We start from the raw sequence: 18613 nt of genomic DNA, 5'->3' as shown, positions 1-18613 counted from the left end.
ACGCCCGCGGCAGCCACCAACTCAAGGGCGTGCCCGATCGGTGGGCCTGTCCTCGTGGTGCACGACAGCCCTGTCTGACCGGGGCTAACTGGCAGACCGAGCGGACGGAGCGGCCGCGAGCTGTGGTCCCGACATCTCCTTTTCGGAGGAACGCGGTTAGGCTCGAAAAATGTGCGGAGCCGCTGGTGAGGTGCGACTCGATGACCGACTGCCCGACGTAGCTGCGGTTTCGGCCATGGCTGCGGTCATGGCGCCGAGGGGGCCGGACGGTGCTGGCGTGTGGTCACAGGGGCGCGTGGCGCTGGGGCATCGTCGCCTGAAGATCATCGATCTGACCGAGGCGGGTGCTCAACCGATGGTCGACGCTGACCTGGGCCTGACGATCGCCTGGAACGGCTGCATCTACAACTACAAACAACTGCGCAGTGAGCTCGAGGGCCACGGCTACCGATTCTTCTCGACCAGCGACAGCGAGGTTCTGCTCAAGGCCTACCATCGCTGGGGCGACGACTTCGTCAGCCGCCTCAAGGGCATGTTTGCGTTCGCCATCGTGGAACGCGACAGTGGCCGCGTAGTGCTCGGCCGGGACCGGCTGGGCATCAAACCCCTCTACCTGACCCAGGACAGCAACCGCGTCCGATTCGCATCGACGCTTCCGGCCTTGCTGGCAGGTGGCGGCGTGGACACCCGGATCGACCCCGTCGCGCTGCACCATTACCTGACATTTCACTCCGTGGTGCCGGCACCGGCCACGATCCTGCGCGGCGTGCGCAAGGTGCCGCCCGCGTCGCTTGTCGCCCTCGAGCCCGACGGCCGGTCTACCACTACGACCTACTGGACGCCCGACTTCAGCAGGCAAGAGGATCGCTCCGACTGGTCCGAGCGGGACTGGGAAGACGCCGTGCTGTCCAGCCTGCGCCTGGCGGTGGAGCGCCGACTCGTCGCCGACGTGCCGGTCGGCTGCCTGCTGTCCGGCGGCGTGGACTCGAGCCTGATCGTCGGGCTGCTCGCCGAGGCGGGTCAACACGGGCTATCGACCTTCTCGATCGGCTTCGAGTCGGTGGGCGACGTCCAGGGCGACGAATTCCAGTACTCGGACATCGTGGCCGAACGCTTCGACACCGATCATCACCAGATCCGCATCGGCACAGATCGGATGCTGCCCGCGCTCGACGGGGCCATCGGCGCGATGAGTGAGCCGATGGTCAGCCATGACTGCGTCGCCTTCTACCTGCTCAGCCAGGAGGTCGCGCGTCACGTCAAGGTCGTGCAGTCGGGCCAGGGTGCCGACGAGGTGTTTGCCGGCTACCACTGGTACCCGCCGATGGCTTCGCCGGCCGCCGCGACCCTCGAGGGCGCCGTCAGCGAATATCGCGGCGCTTTCTTCGATCGCGACGCGACGGCGCTTGCGGCCATGCTGGGGTCGGGCTACGTCACACCGGGTGATCCCAGCGAGCGCTTTGTCAGCGAGCACTTCGCGCGTGCGGGCGCTCAAACCGGCATCGATCGCGCGCTACGGCTCGATACCACGGTGATGCTGGTGGATGACCCGGTGAAACGGGTAGACAACATGACTATGGCGTGGGGGTTGGAGGGGCGGGTTCCATTCCTCGACCACGAACTGGTCGAGCTGGCCGCAACCTGTCCGCCGGAGCTGAAGATCGCGCACGAGGGCAAGGGCGTCCTCAAACAGGCTGCGCGGCGGGTGATCCCGTCGGAAGTCATCGATCGGCCCAAGGGGTACTTCCCGGTTCCCGCGTTGACGCACCTCCAAGGCCCCTATCTCGATCTGGTCCGTGACGCGCTATACGCGCCAATCGCCAAGGAGCGCGGGCTGTTTGACGCCGAAGCGGTCGATGCACTGTTGGCCGACCCCAATGGCAAGCTGACGCCTCTGCGCGGCAATGAACTCTGGCAGATTGGTCTGCTCGAATTGTGGCTGCAGCGTCACGGTGTGACAGGGCCTGCCGCATGAGCGTCATCGATCCTGCAGACGACCACCCCGAGGCGATAACGCTTGGCCTGCACGACGCGTCGCCGCCCCACATGGTGGACGCGATGGCCAAGGATGTCGAGCTCGAATTAGGTTGGGGCAGGCTGATCTTCGGCCAGACCTTTGCCGATCCCGACACGCTGGCCGAGGCGCTGCGAAGAGAAGCGGCCGGGCGTCGCGACATCTGCATCTACGCCCGCGAGTCCCACGTGGTGGTCGCCAGGGCGCCGACCGAGCTGTTCATCGATCCCAGCCATACCTATCGATTGCGTTTTACTCCGTCGCACGAGGAAGATCTGGCGCCGTCACCGCTCGGCGTGACGGTGCGCACGCTGAATGACCCCGCCGACGCCGATGCGATGAACCGTGTATTTGTGCGATGCGGAATGGTTCCGGCGCCGGTGGACACGATCTGGGACAACCATCTGCACGCGGATGCGGTGACCTACCTGGTTGCGGCGCGTGACGAGGACGGTGCGGTGGTGGGCACCGTGACCGGCGTCGACCACGAATTGTTGTTCTCCGATCCCGAGCACGGGTCGAGTCTGTGGACGCTGGCCGTCGACCCGGCGGCTGGGTTGCCCGGCATGGGCGAAGCCCTGACCCGCGCGATGGCTGAGCACTTCCGGAGCGCGGGCCGCGCCTATATGGACCTGTCGGTCGGCCATGACAATGCCGCCGCCCTCGCCCTCTACGAAAAGCTGGGTTTCCGCCGCGTTCCGGTGTTGGCGATCAAGCGGAAGAACGCCATCAACGAGCCGCTGTTCACCCCGCTCCCGGAGACCGTCGATGACCTCAATCCTTACGCCCGGATCATCGCCGATGAGGCGCTGCGGCGTGGAATCCGGGTCGAGATTCTCGATGCCGAGAGCGGCGAGATGCGGCTCTCTCTCGGTGGCCGCACCGTAATTACCCGCGAGTCGCTATCCGAGTTCACCTCGGCGATCGCCATGTGCCGGTGCGATGATAAGCGCCTGACCCGCCGCTTGGTCTCCGAGGCCGGCATCACCGTGCCGCGTGCCCGCCTGGCCACCTTTGACGACGACGACTACGAATTCTTGCAAGAGGTGGGAGAGGTCGTCGTCAAACCGACTCGCGGCGAACAGGGCAAGGGCATCACCGTCGGCGTCGTCGCCGAAAACGGCCCGGACGAGCTCGCCGTGGCCGTGGCACGCGCGCGACAGCAATACCCTGAAGTGCTGATCGAGCAGCGCGTACAAGGCGATGACCTTCGGTTGGTGGTAATCGACGGCCGGGTGGTTGCCGCAGCACTACGGGTGCCCCCCGAGGTCATCGGCACGGGCGAACACAGCGTGCGCGACTTGATTGCGGCCGAGAGCCGACGGCGCTCCGCAGCCACCGGCGGTGAATCCCGCATCCCGGTCGACGACCTTACGGAGGCGACCGTCCGCGATGCCGGTTGGGAGCTGGACGACGTGCTGCCCGAAGGAATTCGGCTCCGCGTTCGCCGCACCGCCAATCTCCATCAGGGCGCCACGATCCACGACGTCACCGCCGAAGCGCATCAGGACCTCTGCCGGGTCGCGGTGGCGGCGGCTGAGGCGATCGGGATCCCGGTGACGGGCATCGATTTGCTCGTTCCCGACATCGCCGGCGGTGAGTACGCATTCATCGAAGCCAACGAACGACCAGGGCTGGCCAACCATGAACCGCAGCCTACGGCCTCGGCTTTCATCGACTTCCTATTTCCTGGGCAGCCCGGCCAGCCACCGGCCTGGACTCCCGAGGAGCCACGGCCGCACCGCGATTGAGCGGCGCCCCTGCCCGACTTACCCGCGCATCGCGGAGGCGAGGATTCCAGGCAGCGCAATCGGGTTGCGGTGGACGGCGAACTCGACCAGTCGCCGCATTGTTGTCTCGGCCGTTTTATTTGTGAAGAAGAACACTGGCTTTGGTGAGAGCGTCAGCTCGCCGCCGAAGAAAGAGCGCGGCGCCGGGCGGAACGGGATTTCGACCACTGCCTTCTGCGGGCTCGTCAGCATGAAGGCGTTGTGGACCATGCCAATACCGCTACCGATGTTTTGCGGGGTATTGCCGGGATAAGCACCCCAGGGCGCCAGCGCGAAAACCATTCCAGTCCATACATTGATCCCGACAGCGCCGTAGTGCAGGCGTGAAACCGCGTCATCTAAAGCGTCAGCGTTGTGCCTGCGCGTTTTGGGATCAATGGCGATGACCGCGCCCAAGGACCCGGTGAGTACGTCATTGGCGAATTCAACTGCGTTGTGCAGGAATTGCTTTGGCGTCTGGCCGGGGATCCGCACGATGCCAAGGACACCTGCAAAAACCTCATCTGTCAGGATGCTCGCTGCGCTTGAGGGGTCGACGTCGGGAATCAGGGCGCGGCTCTTTCCACTGCAAAGAAACTCGACGCCGGCCATACCCTCGCACGCTTTGGCGGTCTTTTCCTCCCAGCGTGGGTAATACGGTGGTCGCGGTTCGGCCTTGCGCATGACCGCTCGAACTTCGGCGATAAGTTTGTCGGCCAGTGGCCACTCCTGCGGTATGACGAGGACTTGGGTGGCGTTGCAGTTGTGGCCGCAATTGGTGAGTTTGGTCGACGCGATGTGCTCGGCCTGGAACCTCACGTCGGCATCGGTCCAGTCCCCGGGGACGACGATGAATGGGCTGACGCCGCCAAGTTCGGCGGTTATCGGCTTGTCGAGGAGCGGTGTGTTGTCGGCTTTTCGGGCGGTGGCGCGGTCGTCGGTGCCCCAAGCGACTGCGTCGTAGGTGGCCGCTGAACCAGTCATGTGGATGGTGTCGATCTTCCGGTGATGGGCTAGGTAGCCACCAACGTCGGCACCGCCGTACAAAATGCGAAGCCAGCCCCGCGAGATGAAGTCACTGAAGATCTGTTCGTAAAACGGTCCGAGATAGTCGTTCACCGGGTTGAGCTTCACGGCGCAGACGTTGCCCCGCACGTACAGCTGGTCGATCACGTCGAGGATAGTGATCGAACCTAGGTTTCCTGCACTCAGCACCAGGCCGACTTCCGGTCGGTGCGGGGTATGGCCGCGGTACATCTTGGCAGCATCCGCGCGCACCTGCTCGGCGCTCGTGCCCGGCTCGATCCACACGGTGCCGTGGTAGCCGTGGAAGAAGAGGCGGTCGTATGGGGTGAGAGGGAAGATGTCGACCACGACTTGTCCGTCGGGCCGGGTATGCACGGCGTCGGCGTCGATCGGATCCTTACCGGCAAGGATCCGCTTGAGGACGAGCAGTTGCGTGTTGATGGCTTGGAGGGACACCCAAATACCGGTTGCCCATTCCTCCGCGGCCCAGGTGGAGGTCGGCGAAATACCTTTGGCGTCGACGGCAGCGGCCACCATCTGTGGAGCAATATCAAAAACCTTGTGGGGCAGAGCTTCCAGCATCGCCACTTTTTCGCTTAACGACAAAGCTGCCCAGCTGGGAGCGCCAACACATAGTTCGTCTAGCGCCTTTTCCAGCGCGGGCGTGTCCATCGTCGTCCTTGCGGTCATTGGCGCCCCTCGTGAGACATGGACCGGATCGCCGGCTCCCCTGGGGGGAGAGTAGGCCCGGATCTAGACCAAATCCACGGTCGCGGGTGCTTGGCAAGGGCGATTGTCATCGGGAGTGCTGACGTCGGTTCGCTCACTGATCGAGCTCGTCGAACCGCGCGAGCGCGTCATCGATGTCTGCCTCGTCGAACATCTCATACCGACTGATCAAGTCGCCTTCGACCATCGTGAACACGACCTCCGGCCACTCGGCGGCGAGGCCCTCTGGCGAGGTTCCTTTCACCACCTGAAAGACCCCTCCGAGATCACTCGGCCGATGCGCACGAGTGAACGCAACGCCTCGGCGTACGGCTGATAGGGCGCGTCCAGGTCCTCGTCGCGGCGGCCGTACAGCACGACCGTTCGAGTTCGTGACCACGTCCGATGAACGGCCCGGGCCGACGAATACCGGGGGCAGGCTGGGACGCTGGATCGCGGCTTGGGCTGTCTGCACCGGAGGCTCTCGCGGCACCCACGGCCCGTGAGTGAACTTGTCCTGCAACTCAATTGCCGCGGCGGCGGCCGCGGACGGCCGCGGTTCTCCGGCAGCTAATCTGCGCTGCCGTCCCTACTCCGGCGGCGTAGGTGTCATGGACGCGATGTAATAAATTTCGTGCCCGGTGGGGTATCCGCCACCCCCGGTGGCGATATGGACGTGGTCGTAGTGGTTGGCGGTTTCCGACCCCAGGTCGGCTGTCCAGGCTCCCGAGTTGGGACCCGGGTAAATCTTCTGCCGCCAGATCACGTGGTTGATGCCCCACCGTTTCGCATTTGCCAGCGCATATCCGGCGATCTGGTTACCGAGTTCGATGCCCTGCGGGCTGTCATGATTCGGGATCATCACGTCGATCGCCAACCCGTTCGGATGCCACGGCAACGGATCCTGCCGGTATCCGTAAATGGTTTTGATCTGCGGAAACAACACGCTGATGATGCGGGCTGCCCAGATGGTCTTGACTTGCAGCCTGTCCTCCGCGGCGACGCCCGCGGGCAGCGGGAATTGGAAGCTCTGCGCCCCGGTGGGAGCGGTCGCGGCCAATGCCGCCAACGATTCCGCTTCCGCAGGAGTGGCGACGTGCGGGCCCAGCCCGGATGCCGGAACTTTCGGGGGCGCCGCCGCCGTGACCGTTGGGGTTGCTGTTGGAGCCTCGACGGTGACCGAGGACTTCGTTCCTTGGGCGTAAATCATGTAGCCGGAAACGATGAGCGAGGCCGCGATCGCCAACCAGCGGCTCCGGCCAATGGCTAACACGCTCCTGCTCACGAACAGCACTCTAGTGTCGTGCGCGACCCGGGTGGCGATCTTTACCGTTTCTTGTTGTTCCGCTGCCAGCGGGTCGTGCTGATCCTGTCCAAGTTATGGTGGCTGCAATCGAATTTCTGCTCTTAGGGCCGGTTTCAGGATGGGGGTAGCGGTGGCATCGGATGGCGCAGCGCGTACCGAAGGCGACAGTTGGGACCTGGCCTCCAGTGTGGGAGCGACCGCAACAATGGTGGCGGCATCTCGGGCGCTGGCTTCGCGCGAGCCGGATCCACTACTCGACGATCGGTTCGCCGAGCCGTTGGTCCGCGCGGTGGGCCACCCGTTCTTCACTCGCATGCTCGACGGCGACATTCCTCTTGACGACGAGGATGTGCCCCTGACGGCGCAGCAGCGTTCTGAGCAAATGGCTGTGCGCACAAGGTTTTTCGACAATTTTCTGCTCGCGGCGACGGCGAGTGGGATCCATCAGGCCGTGATCTTGGCCGCTGGGCTCGACGCGCGGGCCTACCGGTTGTCTTGGCCGGTGAGCACGGTGGTTTTCGAGGTGGACCAGCCTGAGGTGATCGCTTTCAAGGGAACCACTTTGGCCCAGATCGGCGCCGAACCGACCGCCGAACGCCGAGCGGTCGGTGTCGACCTGCGCGATGACTGGCCGACCGCCTTGCGCGACAACTTCTTTGACGCGACGGCCCCGACGGCGTGGATCGCTGAAGGCCTGCTGCCCTACCTGCCGCCGGACGCCCAGGATCGGCTGCTGGACAACATCACCGCACTCAGCGCGCCCGGCAGCCGCCTGGCCACCGAAAACATCACCGACATGCGGGTGTTCACCGACGAGCGCGCACGAGCCTTACGCAGCGGTTGGCGCAAGCATGGACTCGATTTCGACGTCGCCGATCTGGTGTGGGTCGGTGAGCGTCGGCAAGCCGGCGAACATCTGGCGGGTAGCGGCTGGCGGGTCACCCAGCACAACACCGAAGACCTATACGCCGAAAACGGGTTTGCGCTGCCGGATCACGAGCTGCTGGCCGAGTTTCGGCACACCATCAGCTATCTGAGCGCGGAACTGGGCTGACCGCGGCCCCAGGAACGCTTCGGGGCGGCGAGACCTTCGAGGAGGTCGGCGGCCTCGGCGACGCTCGCGTCGGGCTTGCTCATCCGGGTGGCGAATTCGCGCGCTCGCGTGACGCATTCCGGGGTGAGGATCTGGCGTAGATCGGCGACCAAAGATGTGCGAGTCGTGTTCGCAAACCGCCGGGCCGTACCGATCTTCAGTCGGCTGACCTGGGCCCCCCAGATCGTCTGAACCAGATCCATCGAGAGAACCAGTGTGGGAACTCCGGCGCGCAGGCCCGCGGCCGTGGTGCCCGTGCCGCCGTGGTGCACGACCGCGCGGCACGAGGGGAAGATTGTGGCGTAGTTGACCTCGCCGACCACCGTGACGTTGTCGAAATGTGGCACCTCGCTGAAGTCGCTCCAACCGGCGCAGACCAAGGCCCGCTCACCGAGTTGCGCGCATGCCGCACTGATCATTTCGATTGTCTCGGCGGGGGATTCGATACGCATGCTGCCGAAGCCAAAGCAGATCGGCGGAGATCCTGCGGCGATCCACGACGCGACTTCCTCGTCGGCGTCCGTCATCAAATCCAGTGTCAGCGCGCCGACAAAGGGCCGTCGCCCAGCCCATTTCGCCCATTCGGCTTCCAACCCTGGAAAGCACGCCTCGTCGTAGGCCTGGATTTCCAGCGATCCGCGGTCAGCGATGCGTCTCGAGGCGGGACGAGTTGCGTTGGGCAGGCCCAGTTCACGGCGCTGACCGTCGTCCAGGTGTTTGGTCATCCGCCAGGTCAGCCAGTTGGACACGTTCATGGCCGACCGGACCAATGGCGACGGCACGGCCGGGATCAGCTGGCCGTTGGCCCGGATCGGGACATAGTGCAGGGTGGCCAATGGCATCGCGTAGTACTCCGCGACGTTGGCCGCGGTTTCCATGAAACTCTCGCCGGTGAAGAGTACGTCGGCCCCATCCGCCAGCGGCGTCAGCGTCGCGCTCATCTGCACCCAGCTCCGGACGACGGAGTCGCGAAGTTCGCGCCACATCCTGACCAGAGCGGGGACTTTCCAATAGTTGTGGAAGGCGGATGCCCAGAAGTCGCGGTAGGTATCCAGCCATTCCCGCGTGTTGAGCCCATAGGCAACCGCGTCGAGGCCGGCCGCTTCGGCGAAATCGACGAGGTCGGGCGAGACGGCCATGTGCACGTCGTGCCCTCTGCGCAGCAATTCTCGGCCGACGGCGACTGACGGCTCGATATCCCCCCGAGTTCCATAACTCGCCAGCACAAATTTCATTGCGGATCCCGCATCTTCAGTTGTGTCGGGCCTGTCCGACCTCAGGGGGCATCGGTGGGGTCGTGCCGGCCGAGCGTAGCGTGCTGGGTAGCTGCATGCAACGTAATGTGCTGTCTAACAGCTTGTTTGTGAAATCACCAAGGTTGCTACCGATCTCGATGCCTCTGCCTGCAGTTACGGCTTCGGCCAGGCCCCGATGCGCGCGGTGAAGCAACAGCCTAGTTCTCGGCATTGCGGGCAACACGGTCGGCGCGCCAGCACCACGCGCGCATCGGGATTCCTATCACGTCGGCGCCGGGAAAGCGCGCCTCCATCGCGGCGCGCGCGTCGCCGAGCGTGCGGGCGCGGTCGTCCGGGGAGGCGATGATCGCCCTACTGTAGGTCCCCAACATCGCAACGGCGTCCTCGAGTGTCATCGTCCGCACGAAGCGAAAGATTTCGCGCTCGATGTTGTAGAAGATCTGCGGTTCGGGAAGGTCGAAATGCAGGCGCTGCCGGAATCGGTCAACGGATTGGACTTCTTCGAGGTCTTGGCCGGGCAGCCGGCCCAGGTCGCGCACCCAGTCCACCTCGCGGTCGCGGCTCGTCCAGATCAGCCCGAGGCGACCGCCGTCGCGCAGCACCCGACCGATCTCGGGAATGGTTCGTTCGTGATCCATCCAGTGCCACGCCGACGAGACGAAAACCGCGTCCGCGGCGGCGTCTGGAAGGGGGATCGACTCGCCGCGCCCCTCGAGCGCGCGAACTCCGGGGGATCGCTCGGTCAGCACTTTGCGCATTCGCGCATCGGGCTCGACCGCGATGACTTGTGCCGCTTTATCCACCAGGGTGCGGCTGAACAGTCCGGTTCCGGCCCCTACGTCGACTGCTACCCCGCAGCCGGGCGGCACCAGCCAGCTCACCGCCTCCTGAGGGGCCTGGGGCCGCAGTCCGTCATAGTCTTCGGCAATCGATCCAAAGGACATTGCGCGTTCTTGGCGATCAGTCACAACATCACGCTAATCCGCTTACCTGTGCACTAACTTAGTGATTCCGATGCGCCGCAAGGGTTTCATGCAATCGGCTGACCGAACGGCCGCGTTCCAAGCCCGATCGGGAAATTCCTACTCCCGCCACCGGGGCCTGAGCATCGAGGTGTCGGATCTGGGCGGCTTGGGCCTTACGAAACAGCCCGGCTGGACCCGGTGGACCCGGCGAACCGGGCCGGCACTAGACATGTCCTATGACCGCACCGCGACGTCGGGGGCTCAATAGTGTCGTCACCCGGATTTGGAGTTTCTTAGCACCGGCCTATGACCAGCCGGTTTTGCAGCAGTGGGTGTACCGCCCTCCGCACGACGAGGTGATCGCAAAGCTGCGCGACCATCAATCGCGTAAGATCGCTGACATCGCTTGTGGGACAGGTATTCTCAGCGACCGTATCGAACGTGAACTACACCCCGAGGCGATCTACGGGGTAGACATGTCGGATGGGATGCTCGCTCAGGCGCGGGCCAGATCCACTCGGGTGCACTGGTTGCGCGGGCCGGCCGAGCAGCTGCCCTTCGACGACGGCGCCCTCGATGCGGTCGTGACGACCTCGGCGTTTCACTTCTTCGACCAGCCGGCTGCGCTTCGAGAGTTTCATCGCGTCCTGGCGCCGGGTGGACTTGCCGCCGTCTCCGCGTTGAGCACGCGACAAACGCTGCTGCAGGCGCGTTCGACGAATCGGTGGAAACCGCAGCACAACGCGTCGCCGGCCGAGCTGCGGTCGATGTTCGAGGACGCCGGGTTCACCGTCACCGATCAGCACCGCATCCCGCGGCCATTCTGGATCCGGTTCGTGTCCGACGTAATCACCGTCGGCATCAAGAGCTAACGGCCGCTCAGGAGATCAGCACGGCGGGGGATCGGCATCCCATTCGGTCAATGTCCAGCCTTCGGAAGGATTTCCGGTGAGCACTACGTGGCCCACGTTCGGCAACGACTTGGTCTTCAACAACGACGGGTCGGCATTGCGTGCGTTCATCAGCACCCAGAACATGATCGACGCGCTATGTGAAAACGCGACCGGGTTCTGCTGGCCGCTGTCGTAAATGCGTGAGACGGCCTCGGTATACCGCGCGTTGAACTCGTTGCCGTCCACAGAGCCGGGAATCCGTGCGTTGCGGTCACCCTGCAGCCAGCGTGCCGGGGCGGCGAAGTAGGTCTGCGGGATGTCGGCTTCGGGCGTGCCTTCGTACTGGCCCGCCTCGATCTCGCGCAGCCCGGGCAGCACGGTGATGGCTTCACCGAGTGCTTGCGACGTCGGTGTTGCCGTCTCCTGTGTGCGGATCATGGTCGAGGCGTAGACGCCGTCGTAATGGTTCGGGGCCAATTGCGGGGCCACGAGCGTCGCCTGGCAAAACCCCCGGGGAGAGAGTTCCGGACCGGGGACCGTGGTGTCGATCAGTCCCGATGCGTTGGCTGCCGACTGAGCATGTCGCACCAGCGTCAAGGTGATGTTGTGGTGCCCGGCGGCCCGTGCCGGCGCGCAGCCCGCGGCCAGTATCGCGACGAGGGCGATGGCCACGAAACGCCGTATGGTCACAGCGATTTCACCAGCGCGCAAACGTCGACAGCCAGTCGCAGTTTCACGCGAGAAGTGTAGAGCGTTCGGGACGACCGCGCCGCACGAGTCCTACCGTGATCGCGGTCCGCCGGCGGGGGGCTTGTTACAGCGGGATCCAGACTCCGAAGAGCCAGAAGCCCCATTGGTTAAATCCGGGATTCCAAATCGGCGTCTCCTGGTAGCCCCAATAGTTGATGGGTCCACCCGCCCACCGCCCACCGGGCGGCGGGAGCGGTCCTCCCCAAGCCGGCCGGGGTGGCGCTCCCAATCCCCAGGGGGCGGGCCCGTTTCCCCACGGGGCTCCATTGAAGTAGCCGCGGTGGGAGTCTCCGTGCCATGGCGCGGGGCCACCAGGTCGCCCCGGGCCGTGGTAGTCAAGGGGTGCCGAGACACCGTGGTGGTCCGGCGTTGGGATTGGAGCGGCGGTTGCCAAACCGGAGCCCATGCCCAACGCCGTTGCGCCGAGAGCGCCGGCGATGGTCGCCCCCGCAACCAGTCGATTAAGTTTCATGGTCCTTCACCTGTCTGCTCAGTGAATCCGTGGACATTCGCCCCCGACAATTCCAGATTAGATAGCCTACCTATGTAGCTGCTGTGGCGGAGCGATGGAGATCTTTTGGGCTGTCGGTCGGTAGACAGCACGACGCCCGTCTCGCCGAGCGGCGAAACGGGCGTCGTGGTGGGTGCGTCAGCGATTTACAGCGGGACCCAGACTCCGAAGAACCAGAAACCCCACGCGTTGAAACCGGGATCCCAAACGGGCGTTTCCTGGTAGCCCCAGTAGTTGATTGGGCCGTAGTTCCACGGGCCGCCTGGCGGCGGGAGTGGTCGATCCCACGCCGGTCGAGGCGGCTCACCCGGCCCCCACGGGCCAGGTCCGTCGCCCCACGGTGCGCCGTGGAAGTAGCCACGCTGTGGATCCCCATGCCAGGGACCGCCGGGGCCGCCGGGCCCGCCCGGTCCACCGGGTCCGCCCGGTCCACCGGGACCGTTGAACCCGGGGCCGCCTGGGTGTCCAGGCCCGCCCGGGCCACCAGGCCCACCGGGAGGTCCACCGGGTCCGCCGGGGCCACCGGGGCCACCGGGCCCACCGGGAGGTCCACCGGGGCCGCCAGGGCCGTGCTCTCCGGGTCCGCCGGGGCCACCGGGAGGTCCACCGGGGCCGCCAGGGCCGTGCTCCCCTGGACCGCCGGGTCCGCCGGGTCCGCCGGGAGGTCCACCGGGTCCGCCCGGGCCGCCCGGTCCGGGACCACCCGGGCCGCCAGGGCCGCCCGGGTCATTTGGCCCGGTCGGAGCGCCGTGGCTGCCGGGCGCAGGAGCGCCATGGCCGCCGGACGGTGAACCCGGAGCGGCATTTGCCGAACCGGCGCCGACACCCAGCGCCGCCGCGCTGAATGCGCCGGCGAGCGTGGCCGCCGCAATCAGTTGCTTGAGTTTCATATTCCCCCCACTTATTTATTTAGTGGATATATCGAACGTTGACGCCCAACTTTCTCGACGGTAGTTAGGCTACCTATGAGTTGGCTGTGACAAACCACTGCGGACGCTTTGCTCGATCCCCACTATTCGTTAACTGCGTGGTGCGGTATCCGCTCGACGTCGCCGGCTGAACCCCTGGCAAGCCGGTTTAGTGAGAAAGTCAATATTCCTCCGCGCGTGGATTTTTGGCACAAGCGACAACCGGACATCACGTGACCTGGAAGACGAACTGTAACATCTACCGTTGCCTACCTCAGAGGGGGAGTCTCGATGAAAGCCCTGTTCGAGCGGAGAGTCATGTGGTGACCGAGCCGAATATCCCGGCGGATGACGTCGATTCGGCGACGCCCAGGCCGTACTTTGAGCGCGACGAAAAGCTTTACGTGCCAACGTCAATCGCGCGCGGCGGGTGGGGCCCGTCCATGAGCGGACACGTGGTCGGCGGCATCCTGGCCGCCGTGCTCGAAGGCGCGGTCGACGACCCGGAGTTGCAACCCGCGCGGCTGACGGTCGATCTGCCCGCACCAGCCGCAATGGAGCCGTTCGAGGTGCACGTCCAGGTGCAACACGAACGTCGGCGATTGCGACTGCTCGAGGCGCTGCTCATCCAGCGTGGCGAACCCGTCGCGCGAGCAAGCGCGCTGTTTCTGCGGCGCGGCTCGCAGCCCGCCGGAAAAGTGTGGTCACAGCCAGTGCAGATGCCTCGGCTGCCCACCGAGCACGACGGCGCTACCCCGACGCTGTTCCTGCGGACCTACGGCTGGGGCGGCGAACTTCAGAATCCCGATCCCGAGTGGGATACGACCGGACCGAAATACACCTGGCTTCATGAAACGCGTGCCTTGATCGACGACGAGCCTCTGACCCCGTTCACCCGCGCGGCGCTATGTGCCGACGTCACCGCCGCAATCGCCAACTGGGGTAGTAACGCGCTCGAGTTCATCAACGTCGACTACACGCTTACGCTCAGTCGACTGCCCGAAGGCCCGTATATCGGGTTGGCCGCACTTACTCATTACAGCGGCGACGGGGTGGCCAACGGTTCAGCCGTTGTCGTTGACCGTCGGGGTCCAGTCGGCAGCGCGGTGGCCGTGTCCATAGCGCACTCCGGATTTCGACCACCGGACTTGTCGCCAACCGGATGACGACCGGAAGCGACGTCACCTACTGGACGTTGATCGCCGACGCGGCACGGCACCGACCGAATCGTCCGCTTTTCGCAGACGACTACGGCCGGAGCCTAAGCGCACGCGAGTTTCACGATGCCGCACGCGCAACGGCAGCGGCGTTCGCCGAACGCGGGATCGGTGCGGGAACCGTCGTGTCCTGGCAGCTGCCGACCACGCTCGAGACCGTGGTGGTGATGGCCGCGCTCACTCGACTCGGTGCGGTGCAGAATCCGATCATCCCGATATTGCGGGAGCGTGAGGTTGGCTTCATCACTGGGCAGCTGTCGACAGAATTCCTTGTGGTTCCGGAACTTTGGCGAGGATACGATCACGGTGAGCTTGCTCGGTCGTTGGCCTCCGATCGGGGCTTCGAGGTCATCACCATCGACCTGGCGAAACCTCCGCAGGTCGGTGAGATACGGCTGCCACGTGCCGACGCCGCTGCGCTCGCGCCGCCATCGGCAGCCGGTGGCGACACCCAGTGGATCTACTACTCGTCGGGGACCACCGCGGCGCCCAAGGGGATTCGACACACCGATACGACGGTAATCGCCGGCTCGCGAGGCATGGTGGAGGCGATGGGGATCACCGCCAGCGACGTGGATCCGATCGCCTTTCCGATCGCCCACATCGGCGGGGCCGCGATGGTGGCCGCCGCGCTGCTGACCGGTATGCGCCTGGCTCTCTTCGAGGTGTTCGACCCTGCCACAACACCACTGGCCATCGCGGAACACAACCCGACATTCCTGGGCACGGCCACGCCGTTCTTCGTGGCGTTCCTGGAAGCGCAACGCGCACACGGTAATCAGCCGCTCTTCGGCGCCCTGCGGGGTTGCATCGCCGGGGGCGCGCCGATCACCGGCGAACTGGGACGGCAGGTCCGCGAAACCTTCGGACTGGCCGGTATCGCCAATGCGTGGGGGATGACCGAGTTTCCCGTGGCGACCTCACCGCCGCTCGACGCACCGCCGGAGGTGCTCGACTACACCGTCGGCGCACCGGTGGCGGGCGTTAGCGTTCGCGTGGTCGACAACCGCGAGATCGAACTGCCCGTCGGTCAGGAAGGCGAGCTGCGACTCAAGGGGCCCCAATGCTTCCTCGGCCACGCCGACGCGACGCTCGACGCCGATGCCTTTGACGAGGATGGCTGGCTGCGCACCGGCGATCTCGGACTGATCGACGCCGACGGCAACGTCCGGGTCACCGGCCGAATCAAGGATGCGATCATCCGCAACGCGGAGAACATCTCGGCCCTCGAGATCGAAAATGTCCTCGTCGCCCATCCCGCCGTCGCCGATGTCGCGGTCATCGGGGTACCCGACCACAGCGCGGGGGAGCGGGTCTGCGCCGTCGTGGTACCCGCATCGGCCGACGGCGTCTCATTGGAATCCCTGGTGCGGCACTGTTATTCGCTAGGCCTGAGCCGCTACAAACATCCCGAGCGCCTCGTCATTATCGATGCCTTGCCGCGTAACCAATTCGGCAAAGTCATCAAGAAGGATCTGCGCGCGGCCTACGGCTGAACGGCTACAACCCCTTGGGTGCGTCGCGAACCGTCTGCACCGCGGATGCGTCGCCCTCGAACTCGACCTTGGCCTGCCGCCCGACAGCGAACAGCAGCAGCTCCTCCGGAGCACCGGTCACCGTGATGGGCGGGCCGCTGCCCACGATCAGCACCGTCTTGCCTTCCGGGCTACGCAGTGCGACCCGGCCGGGGACCTTCGCCAGCGTCATCCGCGCCATCAGCGGAAGCGTCCGGCGCAGGCTCTTCGCTAGGGCCGGTTCCAGGACACGTGGCGTCCAGCTCGGCTGCGCGCGGCGGACGTCCTCGTGATGAATGAACATCTCGCCGATATTGGCCACCGGGTCGAGCAGCTTCAGTGGTGAATAAACCGGCGGTCCTGACGCGACCTTGTCCAGCAGCGCATCCCAGTCGGTCCGCTCGGCGACCTCGTTTTGCACCTTGGCGGTGTGGCCGGCGAAGCGCGGGATGAGGATGCCAGGCGAGGCGTCGAGGCGATACTCACGAATCACAAGGTGGGCGGTCAAATCTCGGGTAGTCCAGCCGTCACACAAGGTGGGGGCATCCGGGCCGACGCCGCGCAGGGTGTCGACGAGGGCGGCACGTTCGCGTTGAGCAACAGACAACCTGATGTCCCTTCCTGGGTGGGCTCACCTGTTCAGGGTAAGGCCCGCCCAGGGCCTCGCGACATCAACGATCCTCAGCTCGGTAGATTCTTATCTCATGAATGCGGGTGTTGAACAGTTGGAGTTTCAGGCCGAGGCACGGCAACTCCTTGATTTGATGGTCCACTCGGTCTACTCCAACAAGGACTCGTTTCTGCGGGAGTTGATCTCGAACGCCTCCGACGCACTGGACAAACTTCGGCTTGAGGCATTCCGCAACAAGGACCTCGTCGTCGATACGTCTGACCTCCATATCGAGATCGACGTGGACAAGGGCGCGCGCACGCTGACCATCCGCGACAACGGCATCGGCATGACGCGCGACGAGGTCATCGGCCTGATCGGCACCCTCGCCAAGTCAGGCACCGCCGAGCTGCGCCAGCAGCTGCGGGAGGCCAAGAACGAGGCCGCGTCGGAGGAACTGATCGGTCAGTTCGGTATCGGCTTCTACTCGTCTTTCATGGTGGCCGACAAGGTCGAGCTGTTGACGCGCAAGGCCGGCGAGAGCCAAGCCACCCGGTGGGAATCGAGCGGTGAGGGCACCTACACCATCGAATCCGTCGAAGACGCCCCGCAGGGAACCGCCGTCACCCTGCACCTCAAACCCGAAGACGCCGAGGACGAGCTCCACGATTACACCTCGGAGTGGAAGATCAAGAGCCTCGTCAAGCAGTACTCCGACTTCATTGCCTGGCCCGTCCGGATGGAGGTCGAGCGGCGCACTCCACCGGCAGAGGACGGTGGCGACGAAGTCGTCACCATCGAGACCGAGACCCTGAACTCGATGAAGGCGCTGTGGGCCAGGCCCAAAGACGAAGTGTCCGACGAGGAGTACAAAGAGTTCTACAAGCACGTCGCGCACGCCTGGGACGACCCGCTCGAGGTCATCGTGATGAAGGCCGAGGGCACCTTCGAGTACCAGGCCCTGCTCTTCATCCCGTCGCACGCCCCGTTCGACCTGTTCAACCGGGATGCCAAGATCGGGGTCCAACTGTATGTCAAGCGCGTGTTCATCATGGGCGACTGCGACCAGCTCATGCCGGAGTACCTGCGGTTCGTCAAGGGTGTGGTCGACGCACAAGACCTGTCGCTCAACGTTTCTCGGGAAATCCTGCAGCAAGATCGGCAGATCAACGCGATTCGTCGGCGGCTGACCAAGAAGGTTCTATCGACGATCAAGGACCTGCAGTCCGAGCGGCCCGAGGACTATCGCACCTTCTGGACTCAGTTCGGCCGGGTTCTCAAAGAGGGCCTGCTGTCCGACGTCGACAACCAAGAGACCCTGCTGCAGATCTCGTCGTTCGCGTCGACGCACAGTGAGGAGGACGCCACTACCCTCGCCGAATACGTCGAGCGCATGAAGGACGGGCAGGAGCAGATCTTCTACGCCACCGGCGAGACCCAGCAGCAAATCCTGAAGTCGCCGCACCTGGAGGTCTTCAAGGCCAAGGGCTACGAGGTCCTACTGCTCACCGACCCCGTCGACGAGGTTTGGGTGGGCACCGTGACCGACTTCGACGGCAAACCGCTGCAGTCGGTGGCCAAGGGCGAGGTCGACCTCGATTCCGGTGAGGACAAGAGTGACGCCGAACGCGAGGAGCGGGACAAAGAATTCGCCGACCTGCTGACCTGGTTGAAAGAGACGCTGACCGACCATGTCAAGGAAGTCCGGTTATCCACTCGCCTGACCGAATCGCCGGCCTGCCTGATCACCGACGCCTTCGGGATAAGCCCGGCGCTCGCACGCATCTACCAGGCTTCCGGACAAAACATCCCCATCGGAAAGCGAATTCTGGAACTCAATCCAGATCACCCGCTCATCACCGGACTGCGTGAAGCCCACCGCAATCGGGCCGACGATCCCACGGTCGCCGAGACCGCGGAATTATTGTACGGAACGGCGCTGTTGGCCGAGGGCGGTGCGCTCGAGGACCCGGCCAGATTCGCTGAACTCCTCGCGAATCAATTAACTCGCACGTTGTAAGCAGGCAAAACGTCCGGCCGGTCGAAATCGCTGACGATTAAACCTTGATCGGA

General features: G+C 64.8%; 15 protein-coding genes. 7 read left to right on the top strand and 8 right to left on the bottom strand.

Annotation, left to right across the window (positions count from 1 at the left end; genetic code table 11):
• The first annotated feature begins 169 nt into the window (after window positions 1-169).
• Complete coding sequence (locus OK015_RS18815; RefSeq protein WP_268125333.1) at window positions 170-1975, top strand: N-acetylglutaminylglutamine amidotransferase; 1806 nt, start codon at window positions 170-172, stop codon at window positions 1973-1975.
• Window positions 1972-3765 carry an N-acetylglutaminylglutamine synthetase gene (ngg, locus tag OK015_RS18810; protein ID WP_268125331.1) on the top strand — a complete coding sequence of 598 codons (1794 nt, stop codon included), beginning with the start codon at window positions 1972-1974 and terminating at the stop codon, window positions 3763-3765. Before OK015_RS18815 ends, ngg begins: the two co-directional genes overlap by 4 nt.
• An 18-nt stretch (window positions 3766-3783) precedes the next feature.
• Here ngg and OK015_RS18805 read toward each other — a convergent pair whose 3' ends face one another.
• The 3 genes from OK015_RS18805 to OK015_RS18795 all read right to left on the bottom strand — a co-directional run bounded on the left by OK015_RS18805 (window position 3784) and on the right by OK015_RS18795 (window position 6802).
• Window positions 3784-5481, bottom strand: a complete 1698-nt coding sequence (locus tag OK015_RS18805) for an aldehyde dehydrogenase family protein (RefSeq protein WP_268125329.1) — start codon at window positions 5479-5481, stop codon at window positions 3784-3786.
• 151 nt (window positions 5482-5632) lie between these two features.
• The gene (locus OK015_RS18800) at window positions 5633-5785 is read right to left on the bottom strand and encodes a hypothetical protein (RefSeq protein ID WP_268125327.1); all 153 of its coding nucleotides are present in this window, start codon (window positions 5783-5785) and stop codon (window positions 5633-5635) included.
• A 321-nt stretch (window positions 5786-6106) separates the two neighbouring features.
• Window positions 6107-6802, bottom strand: a complete 696-nt coding sequence (locus OK015_RS18795; protein ID WP_268125325.1) for a glycoside hydrolase — start codon at window positions 6800-6802, stop codon at window positions 6107-6109.
• A 151-nt stretch (window positions 6803-6953) separates the two neighbouring features.
• Between OK015_RS18795 and OK015_RS18790 the strand changes: the two genes are divergently transcribed.
• A complete protein-coding gene (locus OK015_RS18790) occupies window positions 6954-7877 on the top strand; it encodes a class I SAM-dependent methyltransferase (RefSeq protein ID WP_268125323.1) in 924 nt (307 codons plus the stop codon).
• Here OK015_RS18790 and OK015_RS18785 read toward each other — a convergent pair.
• Window positions 7853-9151, bottom strand: a complete 1299-nt coding sequence (locus OK015_RS18785; RefSeq protein ID WP_268125321.1) for a glycosyltransferase — start codon at window positions 9149-9151, stop codon at window positions 7853-7855. The two genes, OK015_RS18790 and OK015_RS18785, sit on opposite strands and share 25 nt — an antisense overlap.
• Window positions 9152-9369: 218 nt before the next feature.
• Window positions 9370-10140: a class I SAM-dependent methyltransferase gene (locus OK015_RS18780; protein WP_268125319.1), complete on the bottom strand. Its 771-nt coding sequence runs from the start codon at window positions 10138-10140 to the stop codon at window positions 9370-9372.
• Window positions 10141-10373: 233 nt separating this feature from the next.
• On the opposite strand from OK015_RS18780, the gene OK015_RS18775 reads away from it, so the two are divergent.
• Window positions 10374-11009 (top strand): class I SAM-dependent methyltransferase, encoded by a 636-nt coding sequence (locus tag OK015_RS18775; protein ID WP_268125317.1) that lies wholly within the window; start codon window positions 10374-10376, stop codon window positions 11007-11009.
• 15 nt (window positions 11010-11024) lie between these two features.
• Here OK015_RS18775 and OK015_RS18770 read toward each other — a convergent pair whose 3' ends face one another.
• On the bottom strand, window positions 11025-11726 hold the full coding sequence (locus OK015_RS18770; protein ID WP_442791312.1) for a histidine phosphatase family protein: 702 nt from the start codon (window positions 11724-11726) through the stop codon (window positions 11025-11027).
• A 711-nt stretch (window positions 11727-12437) separates the two neighbouring features.
• A complete protein-coding gene (locus OK015_RS18760) occupies window positions 12438-13181 on the bottom strand; it encodes a chitin-binding protein (RefSeq protein WP_268125311.1) in 744 nt (247 codons plus the stop codon).
• A 341-nt stretch (window positions 13182-13522) separates the two neighbouring features.
• On the opposite strand from OK015_RS18760, the gene OK015_RS18755 reads away from it, so the two are divergent.
• Together OK015_RS18755 and OK015_RS18750 are read left to right on the top strand one after the other, a co-directional pair.
• Entirely contained in the window at window positions 13523-14365 is an 843-nt protein-coding gene (locus OK015_RS18755) for an acyl-CoA thioesterase domain-containing protein (RefSeq protein WP_442791130.1), read from the top strand.
• Entirely contained in the window at window positions 14362-15912 is a 1551-nt protein-coding gene (locus tag OK015_RS18750; protein ID WP_268125309.1) for a class I adenylate-forming enzyme family protein, read from the top strand. The genes OK015_RS18755 and OK015_RS18750 overlap by 4 nt, the downstream gene beginning before the upstream one ends.
• A gap of 4 nt (window positions 15913-15916) precedes the next feature.
• On the opposite strand, the gene OK015_RS18745 is transcribed toward OK015_RS18750, so the two are convergent.
• Window positions 15917-16537 carry a TIGR03085 family metal-binding protein gene (locus OK015_RS18745; RefSeq protein WP_268125307.1) on the bottom strand — a complete coding sequence of 207 codons (621 nt, stop codon included), beginning with the start codon at window positions 16535-16537 and terminating at the stop codon, window positions 15917-15919.
• Between the two features lie 97 nt (window positions 16538-16634).
• Here OK015_RS18745 and htpG point away from each other — a divergent pair, with 97 nt between their 5' ends.
• A complete protein-coding gene (htpG, locus tag OK015_RS18740) occupies window positions 16635-18560 on the top strand; it encodes a molecular chaperone HtpG (RefSeq protein WP_268125305.1) in 1926 nt (641 codons plus the stop codon).
• Window positions 18561-18613: the final 53 nt, after the last annotated feature.

Source organism: Mycobacterium sp. Aquia_216 (assembly GCF_026723865.1).
Taxonomy (GTDB): Bacteria; Actinomycetota; Actinomycetes; order Mycobacteriales; family Mycobacteriaceae; genus Mycobacterium.
The sequence above is the reverse complement of the archived record's forward strand: the minus strand, read 5'-3'. Positions and strand labels throughout refer to the sequence as shown.

Excerpts from the sequence above, each read along its gene's own strand:
- OK015_RS18815 (WP_268125333.1), top strand. The coding sequence starts at position 170 with ATGTGCGGAGCCGCTGGTGAGGTGCGACTCGATGACCGACTGCCCGAC.
- ngg (WP_268125331.1), top strand. The coding sequence starts at position 1,972 with ATGAGCGTCATCGATCCTGCAGACGACCACCCCGAGGCGATAACGCTT.
- OK015_RS18805 (WP_268125329.1), bottom strand. The coding sequence starts at position 5,481 with ATGGACACGCCCGCGCTGGAAAAGGCGCTAGACGAACTATGTGTTGGC.
- OK015_RS18785 (WP_268125321.1), bottom strand. The coding sequence starts at position 9,151 with ATGAAATTTGTGCTGGCGAGTTATGGAACTCGGGGGGATATCGAGCCG.
- OK015_RS18775 (WP_268125317.1), top strand. The coding sequence starts at position 10,374 with ATGACCGCACCGCGACGTCGGGGGCTCAATAGTGTCGTCACCCGGATT.
- OK015_RS18760 (WP_268125311.1), bottom strand. The coding sequence starts at position 13,181 with ATGAAACTCAAGCAACTGATTGCGGCGGCCACGCTCGCCGGCGCATTC.
- OK015_RS18750 (WP_268125309.1), top strand. The coding sequence starts at position 14,362 with ATGACGACCGGAAGCGACGTCACCTACTGGACGTTGATCGCCGACGCG.
- htpG (WP_268125305.1), top strand. The coding sequence starts at position 16,635 with ATGAATGCGGGTGTTGAACAGTTGGAGTTTCAGGCCGAGGCACGGCAA.